Genomic DNA, 21,054 nt, shown 5'->3' with positions numbered 1-21,054 from the left:
AGTTGGTGGATACCGCCTCGATGATTGAAATCGCTTCGCGTACAGTTATTTCTGGCTGACATTACCTAGGTACGCCGATTCGCCGCGCGTCCGAGAAAGTGATTGACGTCTCATAGCCTAACGATATAAGGTTTATTTGGATCGGAGATGCGGCCCGCACCCGATCCACTCGAGCGGCGACAGCCCCGCCGTCGAGGATCGGAAAGTCGCGCCACCCAACTGCGTTGGACGCTGTCCCGCACCGCGAGTCTCCGGAATCTGACGAACCATCACAGAGGAGTTCACATGAAACTTCAGGACAGAGTCGCCGTCATTACCGGAGGTGGATCCGGGCTCGGACGCCAGGGCGCACAATTGTTCGCATCGGAAGGTGCGAAGGTGGCGGTAGTCGACATCGACGGCGACCGGGCCGAGCAGACGGCGAAATTGGTTGAGCAGCAAGGTGGAACGGCGATCGCCATCACCGCCGATGTGAGTGACGAGGCCGCAGTCCATCGCAGCGTCGAGACGACCGTCGAGCGGTTCGGCAAGCTCGACATCATGTGGGCCAACGCGGGTGTCGTCTCCCGTGGCGGTGTGCCGTCGGTGGCGGGCGGCGAGCACGTGGAGTTCCAGGACCTCACGGATGCCGACTGGCAGTACGTTCTCGGGGTCAACCTCAGTGGCGTCGTGTACTCCTGTAAGGCTGCGGTGCCGGCGATGCGGGCGAACGGTGGTGGCACCATCCTGGCAACGTCGTCTGCGGCTTCCTTCGCCGCCTATCACAGTATTGCGATGTACTCGGCGACGAAAGCCGGTGTCAACGGCCTGGTTCGCGGGCTCAGCCTGGATCTCGGACGTTATGGAATTCGCGTCAATGCTCTCGCTCCCACGCATGGGATGTCTCCGAACTTTTTGATGGGTCCGGGCGCCCCGGTGATCGGCCAGTCCTACGAGGAGACCGCGGGGCCGTGGGATCCGGGTGTCTCGCCGATTCCGCTCAAGCTCCAGCGTCCGCCGTCGCTCGTGGACAATGCGAAGGTCGCACTTTTCCTCGTGTCGGACGACTCCGCGTACATTTCGGGTCTGACGCTGCCTGCGACGGACGGCGGCACCCTGTCACGTGTGGCAATGATGTTCGAAGAGGACGCACCGAATCCGACGCTTTCCGTCGACTGAGTGGAGCGTCCGTCGATGACCATTCATGCGCAGAAGCGTGCGCTGTCGTTGAAGGTCGACCGATCCGCGTGTGCCGGACACGGCCTCTGCTACGGTTCGGCGCCCGAAATAGTCGACAGCGACGACCAGGGCTACCCCGTGGTCGTTGCCGAACCGGTTCCACAGGAACTACGAGACCAACTGGGTGCCCTCGTCGAGATGTGCCCCGAACGCGCGCTGAGCGTCGAACACCCGACTTCGGAAGGCTGAGAAGCAGTGACGACTACCCATCTACCCGACAAGCTCATCGTGGACTTCGACGTCTATGACCAGTCCTTGGCGATGCCTGAGGATGTGTTTCAGGAACGAGCTGCGGCGCTGAGGGCAATCGGCCCCGTCGTGTACTCGAAGGCACACGGCGGACACTGGATCGTGACGCGCTACGAGGAGATCCACCAGGTCTTGCGTGATCCGGAAACATTCTCCAGCTACCCGAACAACCTCGTGAACGCGGGTCAGGGGAAGTTCATCCCGATCGAACTCGACCCGCCGGAGCACGCGTACTACCGGCAGGCGCTGCAACCACTGTTCAGTCCCAAGCGGATGAAGGAACTCGAGCCCCGGATCCGTGACGTCATCAACGAGCTAATCGACGATTTCGCGGCACGCGGTGAAGCCGAGTTCATCTCGGAGTTCGCTCACGAGTTGCCGACGCGAGTGTTCCTCGCCCTCATGGGTTGGCCGCTCGAAGACGCCGAGATGTTCACCAAGACGACAGACATCGCACTGCAGGGTATTCCCGGGGGAACGGAGGAACAATCAGCCAAGGCGCGCGAGGATGCGGCCAACCAGATCTTCGGATACTTCGGTGCCATCGTGGCCGGGGTACGTTCGGGTGAGACCACCTCGGACACTCTGACCGCACAGATCATCAACACCCCGATCGAGATGGAAGACGGGGTACGGCTCCTCACCGACGAAGAGCTTTACCGCATGTTCTTCCTTCTGCTCATCGCGGGTCTGCACACTGTCCAGGGTTCACTTGCCTGGGGAATCATCCACCTGGCGAACAATCCGGGTCAGAGGCAGGAGATCGTGGACGATCCCGACACCGTCCCGGCGGCGGTCGAAGAGATCCTGAGGATCGAGGCCGCCGTCATCGCGGGCCGGCGAGCGACCCGCGACGTCGAGATCGGCGGAGTCACGATCGCGGAGGGAGACCAGCTCATCGTGCTGCTCTGCTCGGCGAACCGCGACGGCGCCGAGTTCGAGGATCCGGACGAGCTGAGGATCGACCGATCGCCCAATCGTCATCTGTCCTTCGGTGCCGGGCCGCATCGGTGCATCGGGTCTCACCTGGCACGAATCGAGCTGAAGCTGGCCATGGAGGAGATTCACCAGCGCCTGCCCGACTACCGCCTCGTTCCGGAGGACCCGCCGATCCTGCATGCGAGCCAGGTACGCGGTTGCATCCGACTCCCGATCACCTTCACACCCTCGTCCTGAGGCCGAGATTCGAGGCAGTCGTCCGTTGTCCCGTGGGACTTCGGACAACTGTCTCGTTCTTTTGGTGTAATGGGCTGGGCCCGCCGGCACCGGAGATGCAACATCTTACGTGTACTGTCATTTGTATCGTGACTGGTCGGGGTGGCTGGTCGGAAGTGACCGTGTCTGGAGCGAGGATGGCAAGAAGGAAGACCGCCGGCGTGCTGAGTCAGGACGCCGATGTCGCACGGTCTCAGATACTTGTGGCTGCCCAGACGATGATTCTTCGTTTCGGAATCTCGAAGACCACGATGGAGGACATTGCCAAGGAGGCTGGCGTTTCACGCCCGACCGTCTACCGGTACTTCCAAGATCGCGAAACGCTCACGACCGAGCTGATCAGGTGGCGATCGCGCCAGACGCTCGAACGCGGCCGGAAGTTCCTGATGGGGTGTGCAACGTTCGAGGACAGGCTGATCGAAGGCCTCATCTACCTGGTCTACGACGGAATCAACGATCCGATCGTGCGCATACTCGTCAGTCCTGAACACGTCGGCGGGGATTCGTGGCTCGAGACCATCCCCCTCGCAACGAGTCTGACCACCGAACTCTGGGGGCCGATCTTCGACGACGCCAAGTCCAGCGGCGAGATGAGAGCGGATATCGACACTGACGAGGCGTGCTCCTGGATCACCCTCGTGCAGCTGATGCTCGCACCGCGACTGGACAATTCGGACCCGAGCGATCCCTCGCACCGGCAGATGATGAGGCGGTTCGTCCTACCTGCCTTCCTGCCGTAGTTCCCGCCGCCGGCGGCGTCGTCCATCGCGGACTCAGGCGCCGGCAGGCAACAGCGAGGGGATGAGGAAGGCGCGTAGCTTCTCGCGGAACCGTTCCAGTGAGCCGGTGCCGCCGTTGAGCTGGCTGATGCACATGATCTCGAGTTCCGAGATCCACTCGCACAGCAGTGTCAGATCGGCGTCGGCGCGGATGTCGCCTGCCTCCTGGGCTTCGCGCAGAATCGGCTCCCACAGTTCACTCGTGAGTTCGACGGCCTTGCCCGACGTGGTGAGCAGTGAGTTCGCCAGCGTCATCTCCGACGGGGAAACCAGCAGGTGCACCATGGGGTCCCGGAGGCCGCTCTCGACGTTGTTGCAGATGCCCTCGACGAGGCGCTCCTCGATGGTGGGCCACTTCGCGATGAAGGCGCGGGCCGGCTTCATGTTCTTTCGCGCGCGCCGGGCGACCGATTCGATGATCAGACTCTCGCGGTCCGAGAAGTATCGGTAGACGGTCGCGCGGGACATGTCCGCTGCGCGTGCGACGTCTTCCATGGTCGTCTTCGTGATTCCGAAGCGTTCGAAGCACGACTCCGCTGCAGCGAGGATCGTCGAGCGGACGTCGGTCGCGGGGTCGTTTCCAGTCCTTGCAGCCACGAGCAAACAGTACCGTCCCGAATTTGCATGAGACGCTAGACAATGAATGTCTCATGTGCCACTCTCGGTGTATGGAGCGCGAAGACAAGATCACACTCACCGAGCGACTGATCGCACATGTCGACAACAACAGCACCGACTACGCGGACGACCTGCTTCGAGTGCCGTTCTCGGTGTTCAACGACCCCGAACTCGCCGAACGTGAGCGCAAGGTGGTCCGACGGCTGCCGCACATCGTTGCCCACGTCGACGAGCTGAAGAAGGCGGGCGACTTCGTCACGACCGAGCTGATCGGCACGCCACTGCTGGTGGTGAAACAGACGGACGGCAGTGTCAAAGCCTTCTCCAACGTCTGCCGGCACCGGGGCGCGAAGGTGGAGTTCGAGGATTCGGGCTGTAAACGCGTCTTCAGTTGCCCCTATCACAACTGGGCGTACGGTCGCGGTGGTGATCTGCGGGGAATGCCCCACGCGGAGGGCTTCGACGGAATGGATCGCTCGCAGTACGGGCTCGTCGAATTTCCCTGCGAGGTACGGCACGGTCTCGTCTGGGTGGTTCCGACGGTTGGAGCCGATCTCGACATCGCCGCGATTCTCGGCGCGAAGCACGACGCGGAGGTGACGTCGACCGGAATGACGGAGTCGTTCCAGGTGCGCAAGGAGACCTGGAAGCTCGACATGAACTGGAAGATCGCCGTCGATGGCGTGCAGGACTCGTACCACCTGTGCCAGTTGCACACCAAGACCGTGTGCAACTATCTCGAGGGAAACATCACGGCGTACGACCTGGTGGACCGATCGTGGCGAATCGTCGTGGCCCGCAAGTCGATCACCGAGGTTCGCGGTGCCGATCCGGACTCGTTCGACGTCCGCGACTACTCCCTCGCGAACTACACGATCTATCCGGGCACCATGCTCGTGACGGAGCCCAATCACTTCGAGATCTGGACGATCGTTCCCGACACCGAAGACCCCAACGTGTCGTACTGCACCATCCGTCTGCTCTCCCCGAAGGAGCCCGAGACGCCGCGGGAGAAGCGGATTCTCGACAAGAACTGGGAACTCCTCATGGAGACCTTGCATGCCGAGGACTGGTTCGTCACGAAGACGATCACCGCCAACGCGGCGCACGGGCAGGTCGAGGAGCTGATCTACGGACGAAACGAGCTCCCCGGTCAGGTCTTCCACAAGATGATCACCCGGGATGCCGAGGAGGTCGCTCGACAGGAGGCCGCGGTCGGCGGTGCGAGGTGACGTCGGGCGACCTGCGTCGATCGTCCCCGGCTCCCGGGGTGTTGCAGCTCGACCTCGCGCGGCCGGACGTGCACAACGCGATCTCGCTCGGGCTGCAACGTGAGCTCGATGCCGCGCTCGCGGAAGCGGCGGGCGACCCGGACGTTCGGGTGGTGGTACTGGCGGGAGAGGGCGCGACTGCGTTCTCCGCCGGATACGACCTGAAGGAACTCCGCGCGATGACCCCGGATGCCGGAGTCCTGAGCATGCTCGAACGGGAAGAGCTGCTGTGGCGGTACTTGACGTTCCCCAAACCGACGGTCGCCGCGGTCCAGGGGATGGCCTACGGCGCGGGAACCCTGCTGGCAGTGTGTTCGGATCTGCGGGTGGGAGGCCCCGGCACCCGTCTCACCGTCACCGCGGCGAAGTACGGCGGGGCCAACCTGACGTGGGTCCTCGACCAGCTGATCGGCGCCGGGCCGGCCCGCGATCTACTGCTGACCTCGCGGGCGGTGACCGGCGAGGAGGCCTTCCGGATGGGGCTCGTCTCCCGGTACGCGGCCGACGGCGACGTTCTCGGCGCTGCGCTCGAAGCGGCCGAACAGATCGCGGCTCAGCCTCCCGAATCGATGCGCGAGATCAAGGCGCTGCTGCTCGAGGGAGCGGGGAACGGTCTGCGGAGCCGGTACGACCGGGAGAACGTCGTGTCGCGCACGACCCTTCGACCACGCCCGGTCGAGGACATGTTCAGCTCGTACTTCGAAAGTCGCGCAGAGTGATTCGTGGTTCTTCCTCCACAGAAAGTGAGGTCCGGATGGACGCCGCCACCGTCTCGACTGCCGACGACATCTGGAGTCCCAGCTGGGACGACCCGTTCGAACCGACTACCGGCGGTGACGACGAGTTCGCGGAACTGACCGACGCCCTGCGCGCGGTGCAGGAGGCCGTCACTCGCAGCCGCCCCACCCCGGACGCGGCGAGCCGGGCAGCGCGAACGCTCCGTGACCTCGCGGCCCGGCTGGCAGAGTTCGAGGTCGGTGAGGACGAGCAGATCTCCGGCCGGCGCTGGGACCTCGCGGGGTGGGCGCAAACCCTCACGCCGTCCCTCCATCTCGACGAGGTGACCGACACCCGGGCGCGCGGGCACGTCGTCGTCGGCAGATTCCATTCCGGGCGATACGCGATGAACGGTGGCGTGACGCCGCTGATCTTCGACGAGATCCTCGCGCGCCTCGCCAACAGCAGCGGCAGACCGTGGGCCCGCACGGCGTACCTGCACGTCAACTATCGAGCGCCGGCGCCACTCGACGTCGAATTGCGGGTGGAGGCGGAGTTCGCCGGCCAGGACGGCCGCAAGCGGTTCATGCGCGGTGCCATGTATCACGGAGACGTTCTCGTGGCCGACGTCGAGGGACTTTGGATCGAACTGAAACCTGAACAGACACAGAATGTCTCGCTGGCCGTGGGTCGGGGAGTGGAGGAGGATTCATGAGTGGGTACTCGCTGTTGGACGGAGTGCGGGTCCTCGAGGTCGCTCAGCTGGCCCCGGCCTCGCTGGGTGGGCACCTCGCGGACCTCGGCGCCGAGGTGATCAAGGTGGAGTCGGGGCCGCTCGGCGACCCGGTGCGCATCGGGGGCAGCCGGGCGATCGGCGACCCGGACGGACCGGCGTTCATGCACCTTCGGTGGAACCGCGGCAAGAAGTCCGTCGCGCTCGACCTGCGCAGCCCCGAGGGCAAGCAGGCCTTCCTCGACCTCGCCCGCTCGTGTGACGCCGTCGTCGAAGGCATGCGCGGCGGCTACCTGGACTGGCTCGGAGTCGGCTACGAGCAACTGCGACAGGTGAATCCGAAGATCGTGCTGTGCACGGTGTCGGGCATGGGCACCGACGGCCCGTACCGGGTTCTGGGTACCGGCGGTCCCGTATTCGACGCCTATGCCGGGCTCCGCGAGGTGAACACTCCCGCAGAGCCGCCGACCCAGGGCATGGCCGGCTCCACCACGCCGCCGATCGCGATGTACGCCCTCGGCGCGTACGGGGCGATGGGGCTGCTCGCTGCCCTGCACAAGGCCGGAGCCACCGGTGTCGGGTGCCACGTCGAGGTGGCGGGCATCGACGTCGCGGCCGCGTGGATGCCGGACCTGGTGGATGCGGAGCTGAACAAGGATCGCTCGATGCCGCGTCCGTCCTGGCTCCCGGACGGCCGTCTGCCCGACTGGCCACGGCTCGAGGCCTACCGCACCAGCGACGGCGAGGCGATCCTGTTCGGGTCGCACGTGGAGAAGTTCTGGCACAACTTCCTGGTCGCGGTCGGGCGCCGGGACCTGGTCGGCGTCGACCTCACCAGCACCGACGAGGGCGCCGCCGCCCGTGCGGACCTGGTGTGGCGCGCGCTGACGGAGATCTTCGCGCAGCGCACCCGCGCCGAATGGGTGCAACTGTTCCTCGAACACGGCATCGCGGGAGGTCCGGTCAACAGCGTGGCCGACATGCTCGCGGACCCGCACTTCCGGGCGCGGGAAAACACCTACCGGGTCGACTACCCGGGGGTCGGCGAGCTCGAGTTCGTGGTCAGCCCGGTGCGTGTCGCCGGGGAGAAGTTCGCGCCCGCGCTGCCACCGATCGTGGGTGCGGACACCGCGGAGGTGCTGCGCTCGGTGGCTCGGTACGACGACAAGCGGATCTCGGCGGCGACCGACCCGAGAAGTGCTCGGCGCGAGGTGCCTCCCGCCGGCTGACCGGGCGCATCCCGCAGGAAAACGACACCCACACGAAATATGTTGTGTGGGTGTTGTTTTCGTGCGAACGGCCGGTTCTACCGGGTGCCCGAAATTTCCGAATCGAGCATTGCGTCATTCGCCTACAGCTGTTAGGTTTACGGCACACGAAGTGAGGGTGGTCACACCCGGCTGACGAGCATGAGGAGCACAGATGAATCTCGCGGACCTGACCCGGTTCTGGGGTAAGACGCGTTCGCAGCAGCAGGCCATCGTGTTCGGGGACACATCGCAGACCTGGGCCGAGGTCGACGCGATCACCGACGCGCTCGCCCGCGGACTGGCGGCCCGTGGAGTCCGCAAGGGCGACCGCGTGGCGGTGATGATGCTCAATCGTCCCGAACTCGCGCATGTCATCCTGGCGACCCTCAAGCTCGGCGCGATCAGCGTCCCGCTCAACTTCCGGCTCACCGCCAAGGAGTTGGCGCCGATGGTGGTCGACTCCGCGCCGCGCGTGGTGATCGTCGAGGACGGCTTCGCGCCGCTGCTCGAGGTCGCCGCCGAGCAGACGGAGTTCGAGACCTACGCGATCGGGGGCAGTGCCCATCCGCCGTACGAGCGGCTGATCGACCCCGGAACCGCGCCCGTCGTCGCCATCGCCGCCGACGACCCCGGCTTCATCTGCTACACCTCGGGGACCACCGGCGTGCAGAAGGGCGCCCTGATCACCCATCGCAACGCGATGACCCCAGGCATCTCGCAGTCGATCACGTTCGGATTCTCGCATCGGGACCGGGTGCTGTGCTCTGCCCCGCTGGTGTACACCGGCTCGGTCCTGTCGATCTTCATGCAGCTCGTCGTCGTGCCCGGCGCCACGATGGTCCTGCTGCGCGAGTACGACCCGGAGATCGCTCTCGACACGTTCGAACGCGAGCAGATCACGGCCACCACGACCGTCCCGGTGATCTGGGAACGGATGACGATGCTGCCGGACTTCGGCGCCCGTCAGCTCGCGAAGTTCACCTTCGCCGGCACCGGCGGCGCGCCGGTCAGCCTGGACCTGCTCGACTACTACCGCTCGCACGGCATCCCGCTCACCCAGTGCTACGGCCTGACCGAGGCATCCGGCATGGTTTCGACCCTCGCCTACGAGGACGCCGTGTCGCGGCCCGGTTTCGCGGGGCTTCCGCTGGTCGGCACCCACATCCGGATCGGTGAACCGGGAGTCGATACCCCGGCCGGCGAGGTCGGCGAGATCCTGGTCCGCGGCGAGCACGTGCTGCGGGAGTACTGGAACAAGCCCGAGGCCACCCAGGCGACCCTCGGCGACGGGTGGCTGCGCACCGGCGACCTCGGCATGCAGGACGAGGGCGGATTCCTCAAGATCGTCGACCGCAGCAAGGACATGCTGATCTCCGGCGGACTCAACGTCTACCCCGCCGAAATCGAGAAGGCGCTGCACGGCATCGACGGTCTGGTCGATCTCGCCGTCATCGGGGTCAAGGACGACCGGTGGGGCGAGGTGCCGATGGTGGTGTTCCACAGCGAGCGTCCCGCCGCCGAGATCGTCGCCGACATCGCCGAGGTCGCCGGCGAGAACCTGGCAAAGTTCAAGCGCCCCAAGCATGCCGTCGCCCTCGGCGAGCCGCTGCCGCGCACGTTCTCCGGCAAGCTCGCCAAACCGTCACTGCGCCAGCGCTTTCCCGAGGTACCCGCCGGCGCGCTCGCGGTCGACGGCACCGTCACGCCGGTCTGAAGCATGACTTCGAGGCACGCCTTCGGCCTGCCCATCCAGCTCGAGGCTTCATCCCCCGCGGTTCCCCCACCCGAGAGGAATACACGTCGTGGCCCCCACTCGTGAAGTCGACATCTCCCAACTCATCGACACCGCACCGGTGTCGGCCCTCCAGAAGCGTGCCATCGCGCTGTGCCTGGCGCTCGCGATCCTCGACGGCATGGACGCCCAGCTGATCGGATTCGCGATTCCCGCGCTGTCCGAGGACTGGGGCCTGTCCAAGGCGTCGTTCGGACTGTTGCTGGCACTCAGCAGCGGCGCGATGGTCGTGGGCAGCCTGCTGTTCGGTCCGGTCGCCGACCGGTGGGGCCGGCGCCGGGTGATCCTGCTGTGCACCGTGCTGTTCGCGGTGTTCACGCTCGCGTCCGCGTTCGCGCCGTCGATAGGTGTGCTGATCGTGCTGCGCATCCTCGCCGGAATCGGGCTCGGTGGCGTCACCCCGAACCTGATCGCACTGACCAGCGAGTACAGCCCCGCCCGCAGCCGCTCCACCATGGTCACCATCGTCGTTGCGGGCATGTCCCTCGGGGGCTTCCTCGGCGGACTCGCTGCCGCTCAACTGATCCCGACGTACGGGTGGCAGTCGATCTTCGTGGCCGGCGGCGTCCTTCCGCTGATCGTCGCGGCCCTGGCGTGGGCCGGGCTGCCGGAGTCGGGCAAGTTCCTCGCTGCCCGCGGTGATCACGCAGGCGCCGCGAAGATCCTCTCGGCGATCGCCCCACACGCTGGAATCAGCGCGTCGGTGACATTCACGGTGGATGCCACGGTGGCCACGAAATCGCCCATCCGGGAACTCTTCGCCGGCGGTCGGGCGCTGGACACGATCCTGCTGTGGGTGGTGTTCGTCATCAACTTCCTGGTGATCTACTTCCTGTTCGGGTGGATGCCGTCGCTGTTCAGTCAGGCCGGGCAGAGCGCGTCCCACGCGATCCTCGCCGCCGCGCTGTTCAATCTCGGCGGTATGGCGGGCGCGCTGTCCGTCGGGTGGATCACCGACCGGGTCGGCGCCGCGTGGGCCCGGTCCCGGGGCTCGGACGCCGCCTACGCGGTGGTGATGGCGGGCTACACCGTCGGGGCACTGTTCATCGGCGCCGTCGCGATGTTCCTGGCGAACTCCACGCTGCTGCTGATCACGATTTGCGTCGTCGGATTCGGAATGTCGGGCAGCTCGGCAGGCATCATCGCGATCGCCGCCTCGATCTATCCGGTGGCGGCACGCTCGACGGGGATCGGCTGGGCCATGGGAGTCGGGCGGATCGGATCGATCGCCGGGCCGACACTCGGCGCCGCCCTGATCGCGGCCGGAATGGACGCCCGCACCATCTTCCTGCTGATGATCGTGCCGACCGCCCTGGCCGTCCTCACTCTCGGAGGGCTGTTCGTGCGGGAACGTCTGCGCGGACGCACCGTGGCCGGGGTCGCGGAGTCGGCGGCCGTGCCGGCCGAGGCGCACTGAACCGATGCCACCCGTAACGTCCCGGCGTACCTCGTTCTGCAGGCTGTGTGCCTCCTCGTGCGGGGTCCTGCTCGACGTCGAGGACGGGCGGATCGCACGGGTTCTCGGCGACGCGCACCATCCGATCTCCGGTGGGTACACCTGCCCCAAGGGGCGTCGCGGCGGCGATCTGGTCCACGGGCCGGACCGGTTGACCACCTCGATGCGGCGTACCGCCGCCGGCACCCACGCGCCGGTGCCGGTGGCGCGGGCCGTCACCGACATCGCGGACCGGCTGCGCATCATCGTGGACCGCCACGGACCGGATTCGGTCGCGCTGTTCATGGGAACGCAGCAGAACTTCGCCGCACTCACCCCACCGATGGCCAGGGCCTGGTTCCGGGGCACCGGGTCGCACAAGCTGTTCTCCACGATGACCATCGACCAGTCCGCGAAGTGGGTTGTCGCCGAACGAATGGGAACCTACCGGGGCGGCCGGCAGCGGTTCGAGGACGCCGACGTGTGGTTGCTGGCCGGCACCAACCCGGTCGTCTCCGGCAACGGTGGCGACGGGGACGGTGCGGTGGTGCAGAACCCGTCCGTCACCCTGCGGGCCGCACGGGAGCGGGGACTGCGGCTGATCGTCGTCGACCCGCGGCGTACCGAGACCGCGGCCTTGGCGGACGTGCACTTGGCGCCCCGACCGGGGACGGACGCAGTACTGTTCGCCGGTCTCCTCCACGTCGTCCTCACCGAACATCTCCATGACGCCGACTTCTGTCGCCGGTACACCGCCGACCTGGCCTGTCTCGTCGACGCGGTGGCTGACGTGACTCCCACCGTCGTGCAGCGGATCTGCGGCATCCTTGCCGACCGGGTCCGCGTCGCGGCACGGATGTTCGCGGGCGGGAACCGGGGGATGGCAACCAGCGGGACGGGGCTGTGCATGGGCCCGCACTCGAACCTCGCGGAGCACCTCGTCGCCGCCCTCAACGTGGTGTGCGGCCGGTACCTGCGCGAGGGGGAGCGGGCCGACGACCGCGCCGTCCTCACCCGCCACGTGCCCGCCCGCGCGGAGGTCACCCCGCCCACCCGGGCCTACGAGCACGGATTCCGCAGCCGCATCGACGGGGTGCGGGCGATGCGCGGTGAGCTGCCGTCCGGCATCCTCGCCGACGAGATCCTCGAACCCGGCCCCGACCGCGTGCGGGCGCTGATCGTCTCCGGCGGCAACCCGGCCGCGGCTCTCCCCGACCGCGGGAAGGCGTTGCGCGCGTTGCGATCACTGGACCTGCTCGTGTGCGTCGACCCGCGCATGTCGGACACCGCACGGCTCGCGCACTACGTGATCGCGCCGACCACGATGTACGAACGCCCCGATCACACCGCGATCATGGAACCGTTCTTCCCGCGTCCGTTCGCGCAGTTCACCCCCGCTGTCGTGCCGGCGCCGCCCGGCGTCGTCGACGACTGGCGGTTCTTCCTCGACCTCGCCGCCGCCTCGGGGCAGCCGGTGAAGTTCGCCGGCCGCATTCTCGATCCCGACGCGCCGCCGACGTCCGAGCAGATGCTGGCGATGACGGCCGAGCGGGGACGGGTCCCGTTCGCCGACGTGGTCGGCGCCCCGCACGGACACCTTGCGGGCCCCAGTGGCGCAGTCGTGGGTCCGGTGACCGAGGACGGTGCCGGGCACCGGCTGATGTTGATGCCCGCCGACGTGCGCGCCGAGCTGCGCGCGGCGCTGGCGGACACGGCTGTCGTCGAACACTTTCCGCTCCTCCTGACGGTGCGCCGGATACGCGAGGCCGTGAACTCCACCGGTACCAGGGTGCCGGGGCTCGTTCCGGGTGGTGCCAATCCGGCGTGTCTGCACCCGGACGACCTCGCCGCTCTGGGGATCGACGACGGACAGCAGGTGACCGTGCGCTCGGCGGCCGGACGCTTGCGCGCGACCGCGCGGGCGGACCGCACCCTCGCCCGCGGCACCGTGTCGATGACACACTGCTTCGGCAGCGTCGACCCGCGGGACGACGTCGGGGTGAACGTGAACGTGCTGACCGGAACCGGTGACGGAGTGCAGGCGATCAACGCGATGCCGACCATGACCGCCGTTCCCGTCGCGGTCGGGCCGGCCGCACCCGAGGAGGACGTGTGAAGACCGACACCGAACCGAAAGCCGGACACCGCATCTGCCCACTGTGCGAATCGACCTGCGGTCTGCTCGTCGAACTCGAAGGCCGCGACATCGTGCGGGTCGCGCCGAACCCCGACGACGTGATGAGCGCCGGGCACAGTTGCGCGAAGGGGCTCGGCCTCGGGCGCATCGAGGGCGACCCGGACCGGATCCGGACACCGCTTCTGCGCACCGCGGGCGGTGGATTCCGCGAGGCGACCTGGGACGAGGCGTTCGCCGAGATCGAGAGCAGGCTACCGGAATTCGTCACCGGTGATCCGGGTAGCTGCGCGATCTACCACGGCAACCCGGCCGCCCACCACCTGGACGCCACCTTCTACCTGGGCGAGCTGATCGGCGCCGTCGGCACCAGGAACATCTATTCGCCGGCCAGCGTCGACACGTGGCCGAAGAACCTGGCGCACATGCTGCTGTACGGCACCGGGCTGGGGATGAGCCTGCCCGACCTCGACCGCACCGACTACCTTCTGATCCTCGGCTCGAATCCGATGGTCTCCAACGGCAGCACCGTCACCGCCCCCGGCATGCACCACCGGTTGCAGGCGCTGCGCGAGCGGGGCGGCACCCTCGTCGTGGTGGACCCGGTGCGTACCCGCACCGCCGAGGTCGCGGACCTGCACGTGCCGATCCGCCCCGGCACCGATGCTCTGTTCCTGCTCGGTGTACTCGCGGTGATCGCCTCCGAGGGACGCGCCCGACCGGAACTGGTCCCGGCGATGGTGGACGGTCTGGACGACGCGCTGGCGATGGCGGCGGAGTTCGACCCCGAAGCAGTCGCCGCCGCGTGCGGGGTGGACACCGAGCTGATCCGGACGGTCGCCCGCGGGTTCGCCGCGGCGCCTGCGGCGGTGGCGCATTCGCGGATCGGCACCTGCATGCAGGAGTTCGGCACCCTTGCGAACTGGCTCGTCGAGGTACTTACGATCGTGAGCGGCAACCTGGACCGCCCCGGCGGTGCGATGTTCGCGCTGCCGCCGGCCGGCGGGCAGAACACCTGGCCGGTGACCAGACCGCCGGCGTTGACATTCGACCGGTGGCGGTCCCGGGTACGCGGCCTGCCGGAGGCGATGGGGGAGTTGCCCGCGGTGTGTTTCGCCGAGGAGATCCTCACGCCGGGACCGGGCCGCACCCGGGCGCTCATCACCCTCGCCGGGAACCCCGCCCGGTCCCTGCCCAACAGCGGCGCGATCGAGGACGCACTCGGTGCGCTCGAGTTCATGGTCTCGGTGGACTGCTATCTCAACGAGACCACCCGGCAAGCCGACGTCATCCTGCCCCCGCCCCCGGTGACCACCCGGGGACACCACGACGTGACGCTGGCGCACTTCCAGATTCGGAACGTCGCCCGCTACACCCCGCCGCTGCTCGACCTCGCCGACGGCGAACTGGCGGAATGGCAGATCCTGCTGCGGCTGGCCGGGATCGCGAAGGGAACCCCGGACCGTCCGGTCGAGGAGATGGACGACGAGGTGGCCGCCGTCGCGGCCCGGCGCGCCGCGAGACTCGTCGGCTGCGAGCCGGAACGCGCGTTGCGCAGTACCGTCGGCCGCCACGGACCTCAGCGTCTGCTGGACCTGCGGCTGCGCAGCGGACCGTACGGTGACCGCTTCGGCCGCGATCCGGACGGGCTGACCCTCGCGCTGCTGGAGGACAATCCGGACGGCATCGACTACGGGCCGTTGCTGCCGCGCCTCCCGGAGGTGCTGCGCACGCCGGACGGCCGGATCGACCTGATGCCGGAGATGATCGCCGCGGATCTGCCGCGGCTGCGCGCGAGCATCGCGAGGCCGGCCCCGGATCTGCTGCTGATCAACCGGCGCCAGCGTCGGGGCATGAACTCGTGGTTGCACAACGCGCTGCCGCAGACGGACGGCGGCCAGTGCGCGCTGCTGATCGGCCCGCACGACGCGGCAGAGCGCGGCCTGGTCGGCGGCGACCGGGTGGCGGTGACCTCCCGCGTCACCACCGTGACCGCGGAACTGCGGATCGACGACGCGTTGCGTCCCGGAGTGGTGAGCATGCCCCACGGGTGGGGCCACGACGGGCCGGGACTGCGGACGTCCCGGTCGGCCTCGGTCCCGGGCAGCAACTACAACGCGCTGGTGGACGACACCACCGACCTCGAGGCGCTGACGGCGTCCCCGATCTTCAACGGCGTCCCGGTCACGGTGACGCGCACGAGCGAGGAGCATCCCTGATGGCGTACGTGGTCACCCAGAACTGCTGCAACGACGCGACCTGCGTCGCGGTCTGCCCGGTCGACTGTATCCACCCGACCCCCGCCGAGCGGGAGTACAAGCGCACCGAGATGTTGTACATCGATCCGGCCGCCTGCATCGACTGCGGAGCCTGCTCCGATGTTTGCCCCGTAGACGCGATCGTCCCCGGCGACGCGGCCGCGCCGGACATCGACCGGTACCGCGACATCAATGCCGAGTACTTCCAACGGAATCCGCGCACCGCGGCGCCGGGGGCGCACGTGCAGCCGCTTCCTCTCGCACTCGCGACCGCCGGCGTCGCCGACCCCCCGGCGCTGCGGGTGGCGATCGTCGGATCCGGACCGTCGGCGTTCTACGCCGCCGAGGAATTGCTGGCCCGCCGCGACATCGCGGCCGAGGTCACCATGTTCGAGAGACTGCCCGTCGCGGGCGGACTGGTGCGGTTCGGCGTCGCGCCGGACCACTGGCACACCAAGACGGTGGACCGGGTGTTCGACCGCACCGCGCGGCGGGACGGTTTCACGTTCCACCTGGGCGTCGAGGTCGGGCGGGACGTGACGATCGACGAGGTGCTGGCCCACCACCACGCGGTGATCCACGCGTCCGGAGCGGCCGGGGACCGCCGCCTCGGCATCCCCGGCGAGGACCTGCCGGGCAGCCACGCCGCCCGGGAGTTCGTGGCCTGGTACAACGGTCACCCCGACCACGCGGACCGCACGTTCGACCTGACCGCGTCGCGCGCCGTCGTGGTCGGCAACGGCAACGTCGCGCTCGACGTCGCCCGCATTCTCGTCTCCGACGTGGAGACGCTGCGCCGCACCGACATCGCCGATCACGCGCTCGACGCACTCGCCGGCAGCCGGATCGAGGAAGTGGTGGTGCTCGGCCGACGTGGACCCGAGCACGCGGCCTGCACCACCCCCGAACTGCTCGCGCTCGGCTCGCTGCCCGGCCTCGACGTCCTCGTCGACGGCCCGGTGACGGCAGGCCCGGACGCACCGGCCAAGTTGAAGATCCTGGACGAGTACTCCCGGCGGGAGGCGACTCCGGGGAACAAGCGCATCGTGCTGCGCTTCGGCACCGCCCCTCGGGAAGTGATGGGCGACGGCCGAACCGCGGCCCTGACGGTGACCGACACAGGCACCGTGGACCGGATCGAGTGCGGGCTGGTACTCCGGGCAGTCGGCTACCGCGGGCTGCCCATCGCCGGCCTCCCGTTCGACGAGACCGCCGGAACCGTGGCCAACGCCGCGGGCCGCGTCGTCGAACCCGGCACCGGGCACCCCGTCGCCGGCCAGTACGTGGCGGGCTGGATCAAGCGGGGTGCGACCGGCGTGATCGGCACCAACCGCTACTGCGCCGCTGAGACCGTCGAGGCCCTGCTCGACGATCACCACGCGGGTCTGCTCGCCGCGCGGACCGCGGCCGCGGCGGACCTGACGGCGCTGGTGCGGGCTCGGCGACCTGACGCCCTCGGTGGCGCGGACTGGCGCGCGATCGACCGCTTCGAGCGTGAGCGGGGGCGGGAGGCGGGCCGGCCGCGCATCAAGATCGTGGATGCCGGCGAGGCGGCCGTCGTCGCTGGTGCGGCCAGCAGATGAGCCCGGCCGAGTCGACGCACGTGCACACGTTCTGCCGGATCTGCGAGCCAGGGTGCGGACTGCTCGCGGAGGTACGCGGCGACGAGGTCGTCCGGTTGCAGCCCGACAAGACCCATCCGGTGCATCGGGGGTTCTCGTGCCACAAGGGCGTGCACTACCTCCAGGTCCATCACGATCCGGACCGGCTGGACCGGCCGCTGAAGAGGACGAACCCGCGGAGCGAGGAGCGCGGTGTCTTCGAGCACGTCGAGTGGGACGTCGCGGCGCGTGAGATCGCCGCACGACTCCAGGAAGTGCGCCGCGAGCACGGCCGCAACGCCCTCGCCGTCTATCAGGGCAATCCGTCCGCGTTCAACGGCGCCTACTACGCGAACGCCGCGACGATCGCCCGCGGCTTCGACACCCGAATGCGGTTCAGTGCCGGAACGCAGGACACGTCCGCCAAATACGCTGCCAGCGAGGCGATCTACGGCGCGTCGATGGCACATCCGATCCCCGACCTGCTGCACACCGACTACTTCCTGTGCCTCGGCAGCAATCCGCAGGTCTCGCACATGACGCTGATCCACATCTCGGATCCGATGGCCAAGATCCGGGCGGTCAACAAGCGCGGCGGGACCGTGCTGTTCGTCAACCCGCGCCGCATCGAGTCGTCGTCGCCGGAGACCGGTGACGTGCTGTTGATCAAGCCGGACAGCGACTTCTACTTCCTCGCCGGGATCCTGCACGAGATCGTCTTCCGGATCGGGTACGACCGGGCCGAGGTGGAACGTCACGCGCGACGCGTCGACGAGCTGCTCGACTTCGTCCGGCGGTATCCCGTCGACCGGGTTGCCGCGGTCACCGGAATCGAGGCCGACGCGATCCGCCGGGTCGCGGCAGACTTCTGTGCGGCGCCGAGTGCGAGCATCTACATGGCCACCGGTGTGAACCAGGGCCGTCAGGGCGCACTGGCCTACTGGATGCTGACCATGGTGAGCCTGTTCTCCGGCAACCTCGGCAGGCGCGGCGGCAACATCTACTCCCGCGGCGTCGCCGACGTGGTGCAGAACTCGAAACGCAAGCGGGAGGACCCGTTCTTCGAGAGCCCGTTCGGGGAGATGCGGACCGTGAGCGGTGATCTGCCCGCAGCCTTGTTGCCGGAGTTCATCGAGAACCCCGACGACCCGATTCGCGCGCTGATCGTGGTGTCGGGCAACCCGCTGCTGTCGGTCGGTGGCGACGAGCGGTTGCGCCGCGCGCTCGGGCAACTCGATCTGATCGTCACGGTCGACCTGTACCGCACGGTTACCGGAGAGGTCGCGGACTACATTCTGCCGGCCACGGATTGGCTGGAGCGGGAGGACGTCAACTTCCTGAACACCATGGGCGTCGCGATGGAACCCTACGTGCAGTACACGCCCGCGGTGGTGCCTGCGAAGGGGGAGCGTCGCGACGATTGGTGGATCCTGTCCCGCATTCAGCAGGAGATGGGTGTCCCGACACTGCTCGACGAGCCGGAACCGAATCCGTTCGCAGCGGTGGACGCCGTGATGCGGGAATCGGGTCTGAGCATCGACGTGCTCGCGACGATGCCGTGCCAGACGGCGGTGCTGCCGGAGGCCGTGCCCTCCGACGTTTTCGACATCGCGGTTCAGCACGAGGACGGCCTGATCGACTGCTGCCCGAGGATCTTTCGGCGTTCGTACCGGACCGTCGAGCGCATCTTCGAAGAGTTGGCCGCGGAGCCCGCCGACCAACTCAAGCTGATCACCCGGCGCACCCATTACATGGTCAACAGCTGGCTGCACAACCTTCCGGTGTTTAAACAGGGTGTCCACCACAGCAATCCGCTGTGGATGAACCCGGACGACGCGCGGCACAGGAGACTCGTCGAGGGCGATGACGTCACCGTGCGCAACCGGCACGGGGAGGTCGACGCGGTGCTGGTGTGCGACGACACCCTTCGTCCGGGGGTCGTGGCTATGACACACGGCTGGGGTCAGGGCACGGCCCGAGGGCTGGACGTCGCGAGGCGCAATCCGGGTGTGAACGTCAACCGGCTCGCTCCCACGGGACGTGACGGCTACGACCCGCTGAGCAACCAGTCGCAGCTCACCGGGATCAATGTCGACGTGGTCCGGCGCTGAACCTAGCGTGAATCTTGTCATCTGAACCAAATGTCTTTAGATTTACCGTTGTGACGCAGAGCATGCTGTGTGGACCTATGGCCGCACCGTCCTGCGCGGCGGCCGGACCGACACCGGCCGCGCCGATACCTCCGGGAGGCATTCCATGAGCGGAACCGTGATCGACGCACTCACCTATTGGGTGCGAACCGTCCCCGACCAGCCGGCGATCGACTTCGCCGGCGACGTGGTGACCTACCGCGAACTCGACACCTGGGCCGACGGCGTCGCCCACGACCTCGCCGCCCGCGGCGTCACGGCCGGGGACCGGGTCAGCTTCCTCGGAACCAACTCGCTCGAGTGGTGCGTGGCCGCGCTGGGCGCGATGAAGGTGGGCGCGATCTCGGCGCCGTTCAACCAGCGGATGCTCGCCGGTGAGTTGACCGCCCTGATCGAGGACTGCGAGCCGTCCGTCGTGTACTGCGACGGGATCCTGCGCCCGCGTCTCGACGAGGTGCACGCGGCGCGCGGCACCTTCGCCGTCGTGGAGTTCGAGCGGGACGTGCGGCCACTCCGCGGCGGCACGCACCTGCCGTTCCGCACGCCGGTGACGGAGCAGTCCGCGCCCACCGCGATCGTGTTCACCAGCGGCACCACGGGCAAGCCGAAGGGTGTCGTGTTCACGCACGCGACGATCGCCGGCGAGATGCACGAGTGGGCGCTGATGGAGCCGATCGAGCAGAACCGCTTCCGTCCGCTGCTCGTGCTGCCGCTGTTCACCGCGGCCGGGATCATCTGGGGCATCTCCCGGACCGTGCTGCACGGCGGCACCCTTCTGCTGCAGCCCGGGTTCGACCCCGAGGCCGCGCTGCGGGTGATGATCGACAGTCGTGCCACCACCCTGACCGGACCGCCGATCCTGTTCGAGCAGATCGCCCGCGTGCCCGGATTCGCGGACGCGGACCTGAGCCACCTGACCACGGCCCACGTCGGGGGTGCCCGGGTGCCGTCGGCACTGGTCGGTACGTGGCTCGCCCGGGGCGTCCAGCTGCGGCAGATCTACGGGCAGACGGAGATCGGCGGGTCGGCCACCGCGATGCCCCGCGACGAGGCCGCCGAGCACCCCGACAAGTGCGGGTTCGGCGGCATCTTCACCAAGATCCGCGTCGTCGACGCCGACGGAAAGGACTGCGCCCCTGAAGAAGTAGGCCAGATCCTGCTGCGAGGCCCGGGCATGATGCCGGGGTACTGGCGCAACGAGGACGCTACCCGATCCACGCTGATCGACGGCTGGCTGCACACCGGCGACCTCGGGAAGCTCGACGAGAACGGCTACCTCACGTTCGTGGACCGACTCAAGGACATGATCATCTCCGGTGGCCTCAACATCTCGCCCGCGGAGATCGAGCAGGTGATCAACCGGCTGCCCGGTGTCGAGGAGGTCGCGGTGATCAGCGTGCCAGACGAGAGGTTCGGCGAGACCCCGGCCGCGATCGTGAAGAAGGCCGAGGGAATCACCGAGGCGGACATCGTCGAGTACTGCAACAAGAACCTCGCCGACTACAAGGTGCCACGGTACGTGGTGTTCGTCGACGGCGGATTGCCCCGGATGGCGAGCGGCAAGATCTCCAAACGGGATCTGCGGGAGACGTATTCCGATGTTCCGCAGACCTACCCGAAGGTGCGGTGACGGC

At 67.8% G+C, this 21,054-nt stretch carries 16 protein-coding genes; 15 read left to right on the top strand and 1 reads right to left on the bottom strand.

Going from position 1 to position 21,054, the window contains the following annotated elements; all coding sequences use genetic code 11:
* The first annotated feature begins 285 nt into the window (after positions 1-285).
* The 4 genes from ACFWAY_RS27645 to ACFWAY_RS27630 all read left to right on the top strand — a co-directional run bounded on the left by ACFWAY_RS27645 (position 286) and on the right by ACFWAY_RS27630 (position 3,422).
* The gene (locus ACFWAY_RS27645) at positions 286-1,158 is read left to right on the top strand and encodes an SDR family NAD(P)-dependent oxidoreductase (protein WP_378457772.1); all 873 of its coding nucleotides are present in this window, start codon (positions 286-288) and stop codon (positions 1,156-1,158) included.
* Positions 1,159-1,173: 15 nt separating this feature from the next.
* Positions 1,174-1,407 (top strand): ferredoxin, encoded by a 234-nt coding sequence (locus ACFWAY_RS27640; protein ID WP_378457773.1) that lies wholly within the window; start codon positions 1,174-1,176, stop codon positions 1,405-1,407.
* A gap of 6 nt (positions 1,408-1,413) precedes the next feature.
* Positions 1,414-2,643 (top strand): cytochrome P450, encoded by a 1,230-nt coding sequence (locus ACFWAY_RS27635; RefSeq protein WP_378512885.1) that lies wholly within the window; start codon positions 1,414-1,416, stop codon positions 2,641-2,643.
* Positions 2,644-2,819: 176 nt separating this feature from the next.
* Positions 2,820-3,422 (top strand): TetR/AcrR family transcriptional regulator, encoded by a 603-nt coding sequence (locus ACFWAY_RS27630; RefSeq protein WP_378512884.1) that lies wholly within the window; start codon positions 2,820-2,822, stop codon positions 3,420-3,422.
* 33 nt (positions 3,423-3,455) lie between these two features.
* On the opposite strand, the gene ACFWAY_RS27625 is transcribed toward ACFWAY_RS27630, so the two are convergent.
* Positions 3,456-4,058: a TetR/AcrR family transcriptional regulator gene (locus ACFWAY_RS27625; RefSeq protein WP_378457776.1), complete on the bottom strand. Its 603-nt coding sequence runs from the start codon at positions 4,056-4,058 to the stop codon at positions 3,456-3,458.
* A 71-nt stretch (positions 4,059-4,129) separates the two neighbouring features.
* Here ACFWAY_RS27625 and ACFWAY_RS27620 point away from each other — a divergent pair, with 71 nt between their 5' ends.
* The 11 genes from ACFWAY_RS27620 to ACFWAY_RS27570 all read left to right on the top strand — a co-directional run bounded on the left by ACFWAY_RS27620 (position 4,130) and on the right by ACFWAY_RS27570 (position 21,050).
* Positions 4,130-5,311, top strand: coding sequence for a Rieske 2Fe-2S domain-containing protein (locus ACFWAY_RS27620; protein WP_378512883.1), 1,182 nt, complete (start codon positions 4,130-4,132; stop codon positions 5,309-5,311).
* The gene (locus tag ACFWAY_RS27615) at positions 5,308-6,069 is read left to right on the top strand and encodes an enoyl-CoA hydratase/isomerase family protein (protein ID WP_378457778.1); all 762 of its coding nucleotides are present in this window, start codon (positions 5,308-5,310) and stop codon (positions 6,067-6,069) included. Before ACFWAY_RS27620 ends, ACFWAY_RS27615 begins: the two co-directional genes overlap by 4 nt.
* A gap of 35 nt (positions 6,070-6,104) precedes the next feature.
* On the top strand, positions 6,105-6,782 hold the full coding sequence (locus tag ACFWAY_RS27610) for a PaaI family thioesterase (protein WP_378512882.1): 678 nt from the start codon (positions 6,105-6,107) through the stop codon (positions 6,780-6,782).
* Positions 6,779-8,029: a CaiB/BaiF CoA transferase family protein gene (locus ACFWAY_RS27605; RefSeq protein WP_378512881.1), complete on the top strand. Its 1,251-nt coding sequence runs from the start codon at positions 6,779-6,781 to the stop codon at positions 8,027-8,029. The genes ACFWAY_RS27610 and ACFWAY_RS27605 overlap by 4 nt, the downstream gene beginning before the upstream one ends.
* Positions 8,030-8,222: 193 nt before the next feature.
* Positions 8,223-9,764 (top strand): class I adenylate-forming enzyme family protein, encoded by a 1,542-nt coding sequence (locus tag ACFWAY_RS27600; protein ID WP_378512880.1) that lies wholly within the window; start codon positions 8,223-8,225, stop codon positions 9,762-9,764.
* Between the two features lie 88 nt (positions 9,765-9,852).
* Positions 9,853-11,259 (top strand): MFS transporter, encoded by a 1,407-nt coding sequence (locus ACFWAY_RS27595; protein WP_378457782.1) that lies wholly within the window; start codon positions 9,853-9,855, stop codon positions 11,257-11,259.
* 4 nt (positions 11,260-11,263) lie between these two features.
* Complete coding sequence (locus ACFWAY_RS27590; RefSeq protein WP_378457783.1) at positions 11,264-13,393, top strand: molybdopterin-dependent oxidoreductase; 2,130 nt, start codon at positions 11,264-11,266, stop codon at positions 13,391-13,393.
* Positions 13,390-15,630 carry a molybdopterin-dependent oxidoreductase gene (locus ACFWAY_RS27585; protein ID WP_378512879.1) on the top strand — a complete coding sequence of 747 codons (2,241 nt, stop codon included), beginning with the start codon at positions 13,390-13,392 and terminating at the stop codon, positions 15,628-15,630. Before ACFWAY_RS27590 ends, ACFWAY_RS27585 begins: the two co-directional genes overlap by 4 nt.
* Positions 15,630-17,252 (top strand): FAD-dependent oxidoreductase, encoded by a 1,623-nt coding sequence (locus tag ACFWAY_RS27580; protein ID WP_378512878.1) that lies wholly within the window; start codon positions 15,630-15,632, stop codon positions 17,250-17,252. The genes ACFWAY_RS27585 and ACFWAY_RS27580 overlap by 1 nt, the downstream gene beginning before the upstream one ends.
* Positions 17,249-19,381: a molybdopterin-dependent oxidoreductase gene (locus tag ACFWAY_RS27575; RefSeq protein ID WP_378457786.1), complete on the top strand. Its 2,133-nt coding sequence runs from the start codon at positions 17,249-17,251 to the stop codon at positions 19,379-19,381. The genes ACFWAY_RS27580 and ACFWAY_RS27575 overlap by 4 nt, the downstream gene beginning before the upstream one ends.
* A 145-nt stretch (positions 19,382-19,526) precedes the next feature.
* A complete protein-coding gene (locus ACFWAY_RS27570) occupies positions 19,527-21,050 on the top strand; it encodes a class I adenylate-forming enzyme family protein (protein ID WP_378457787.1) in 1,524 nt (507 codons plus the stop codon).
* Positions 21,051-21,054 lie beyond the last annotated feature (4 nt).

The sequence above is a fragment of the Rhodococcus sp. NPDC059968 genome (assembly GCF_042738615.1).
Classification (GTDB): domain Bacteria; phylum Actinomycetota; class Actinomycetes; order Mycobacteriales; family Mycobacteriaceae; genus Rhodococcus_F.
The sequence above is the reverse complement of the archived record's forward strand: the minus strand, read 5'-3'. Positions and strand labels throughout refer to the sequence as shown.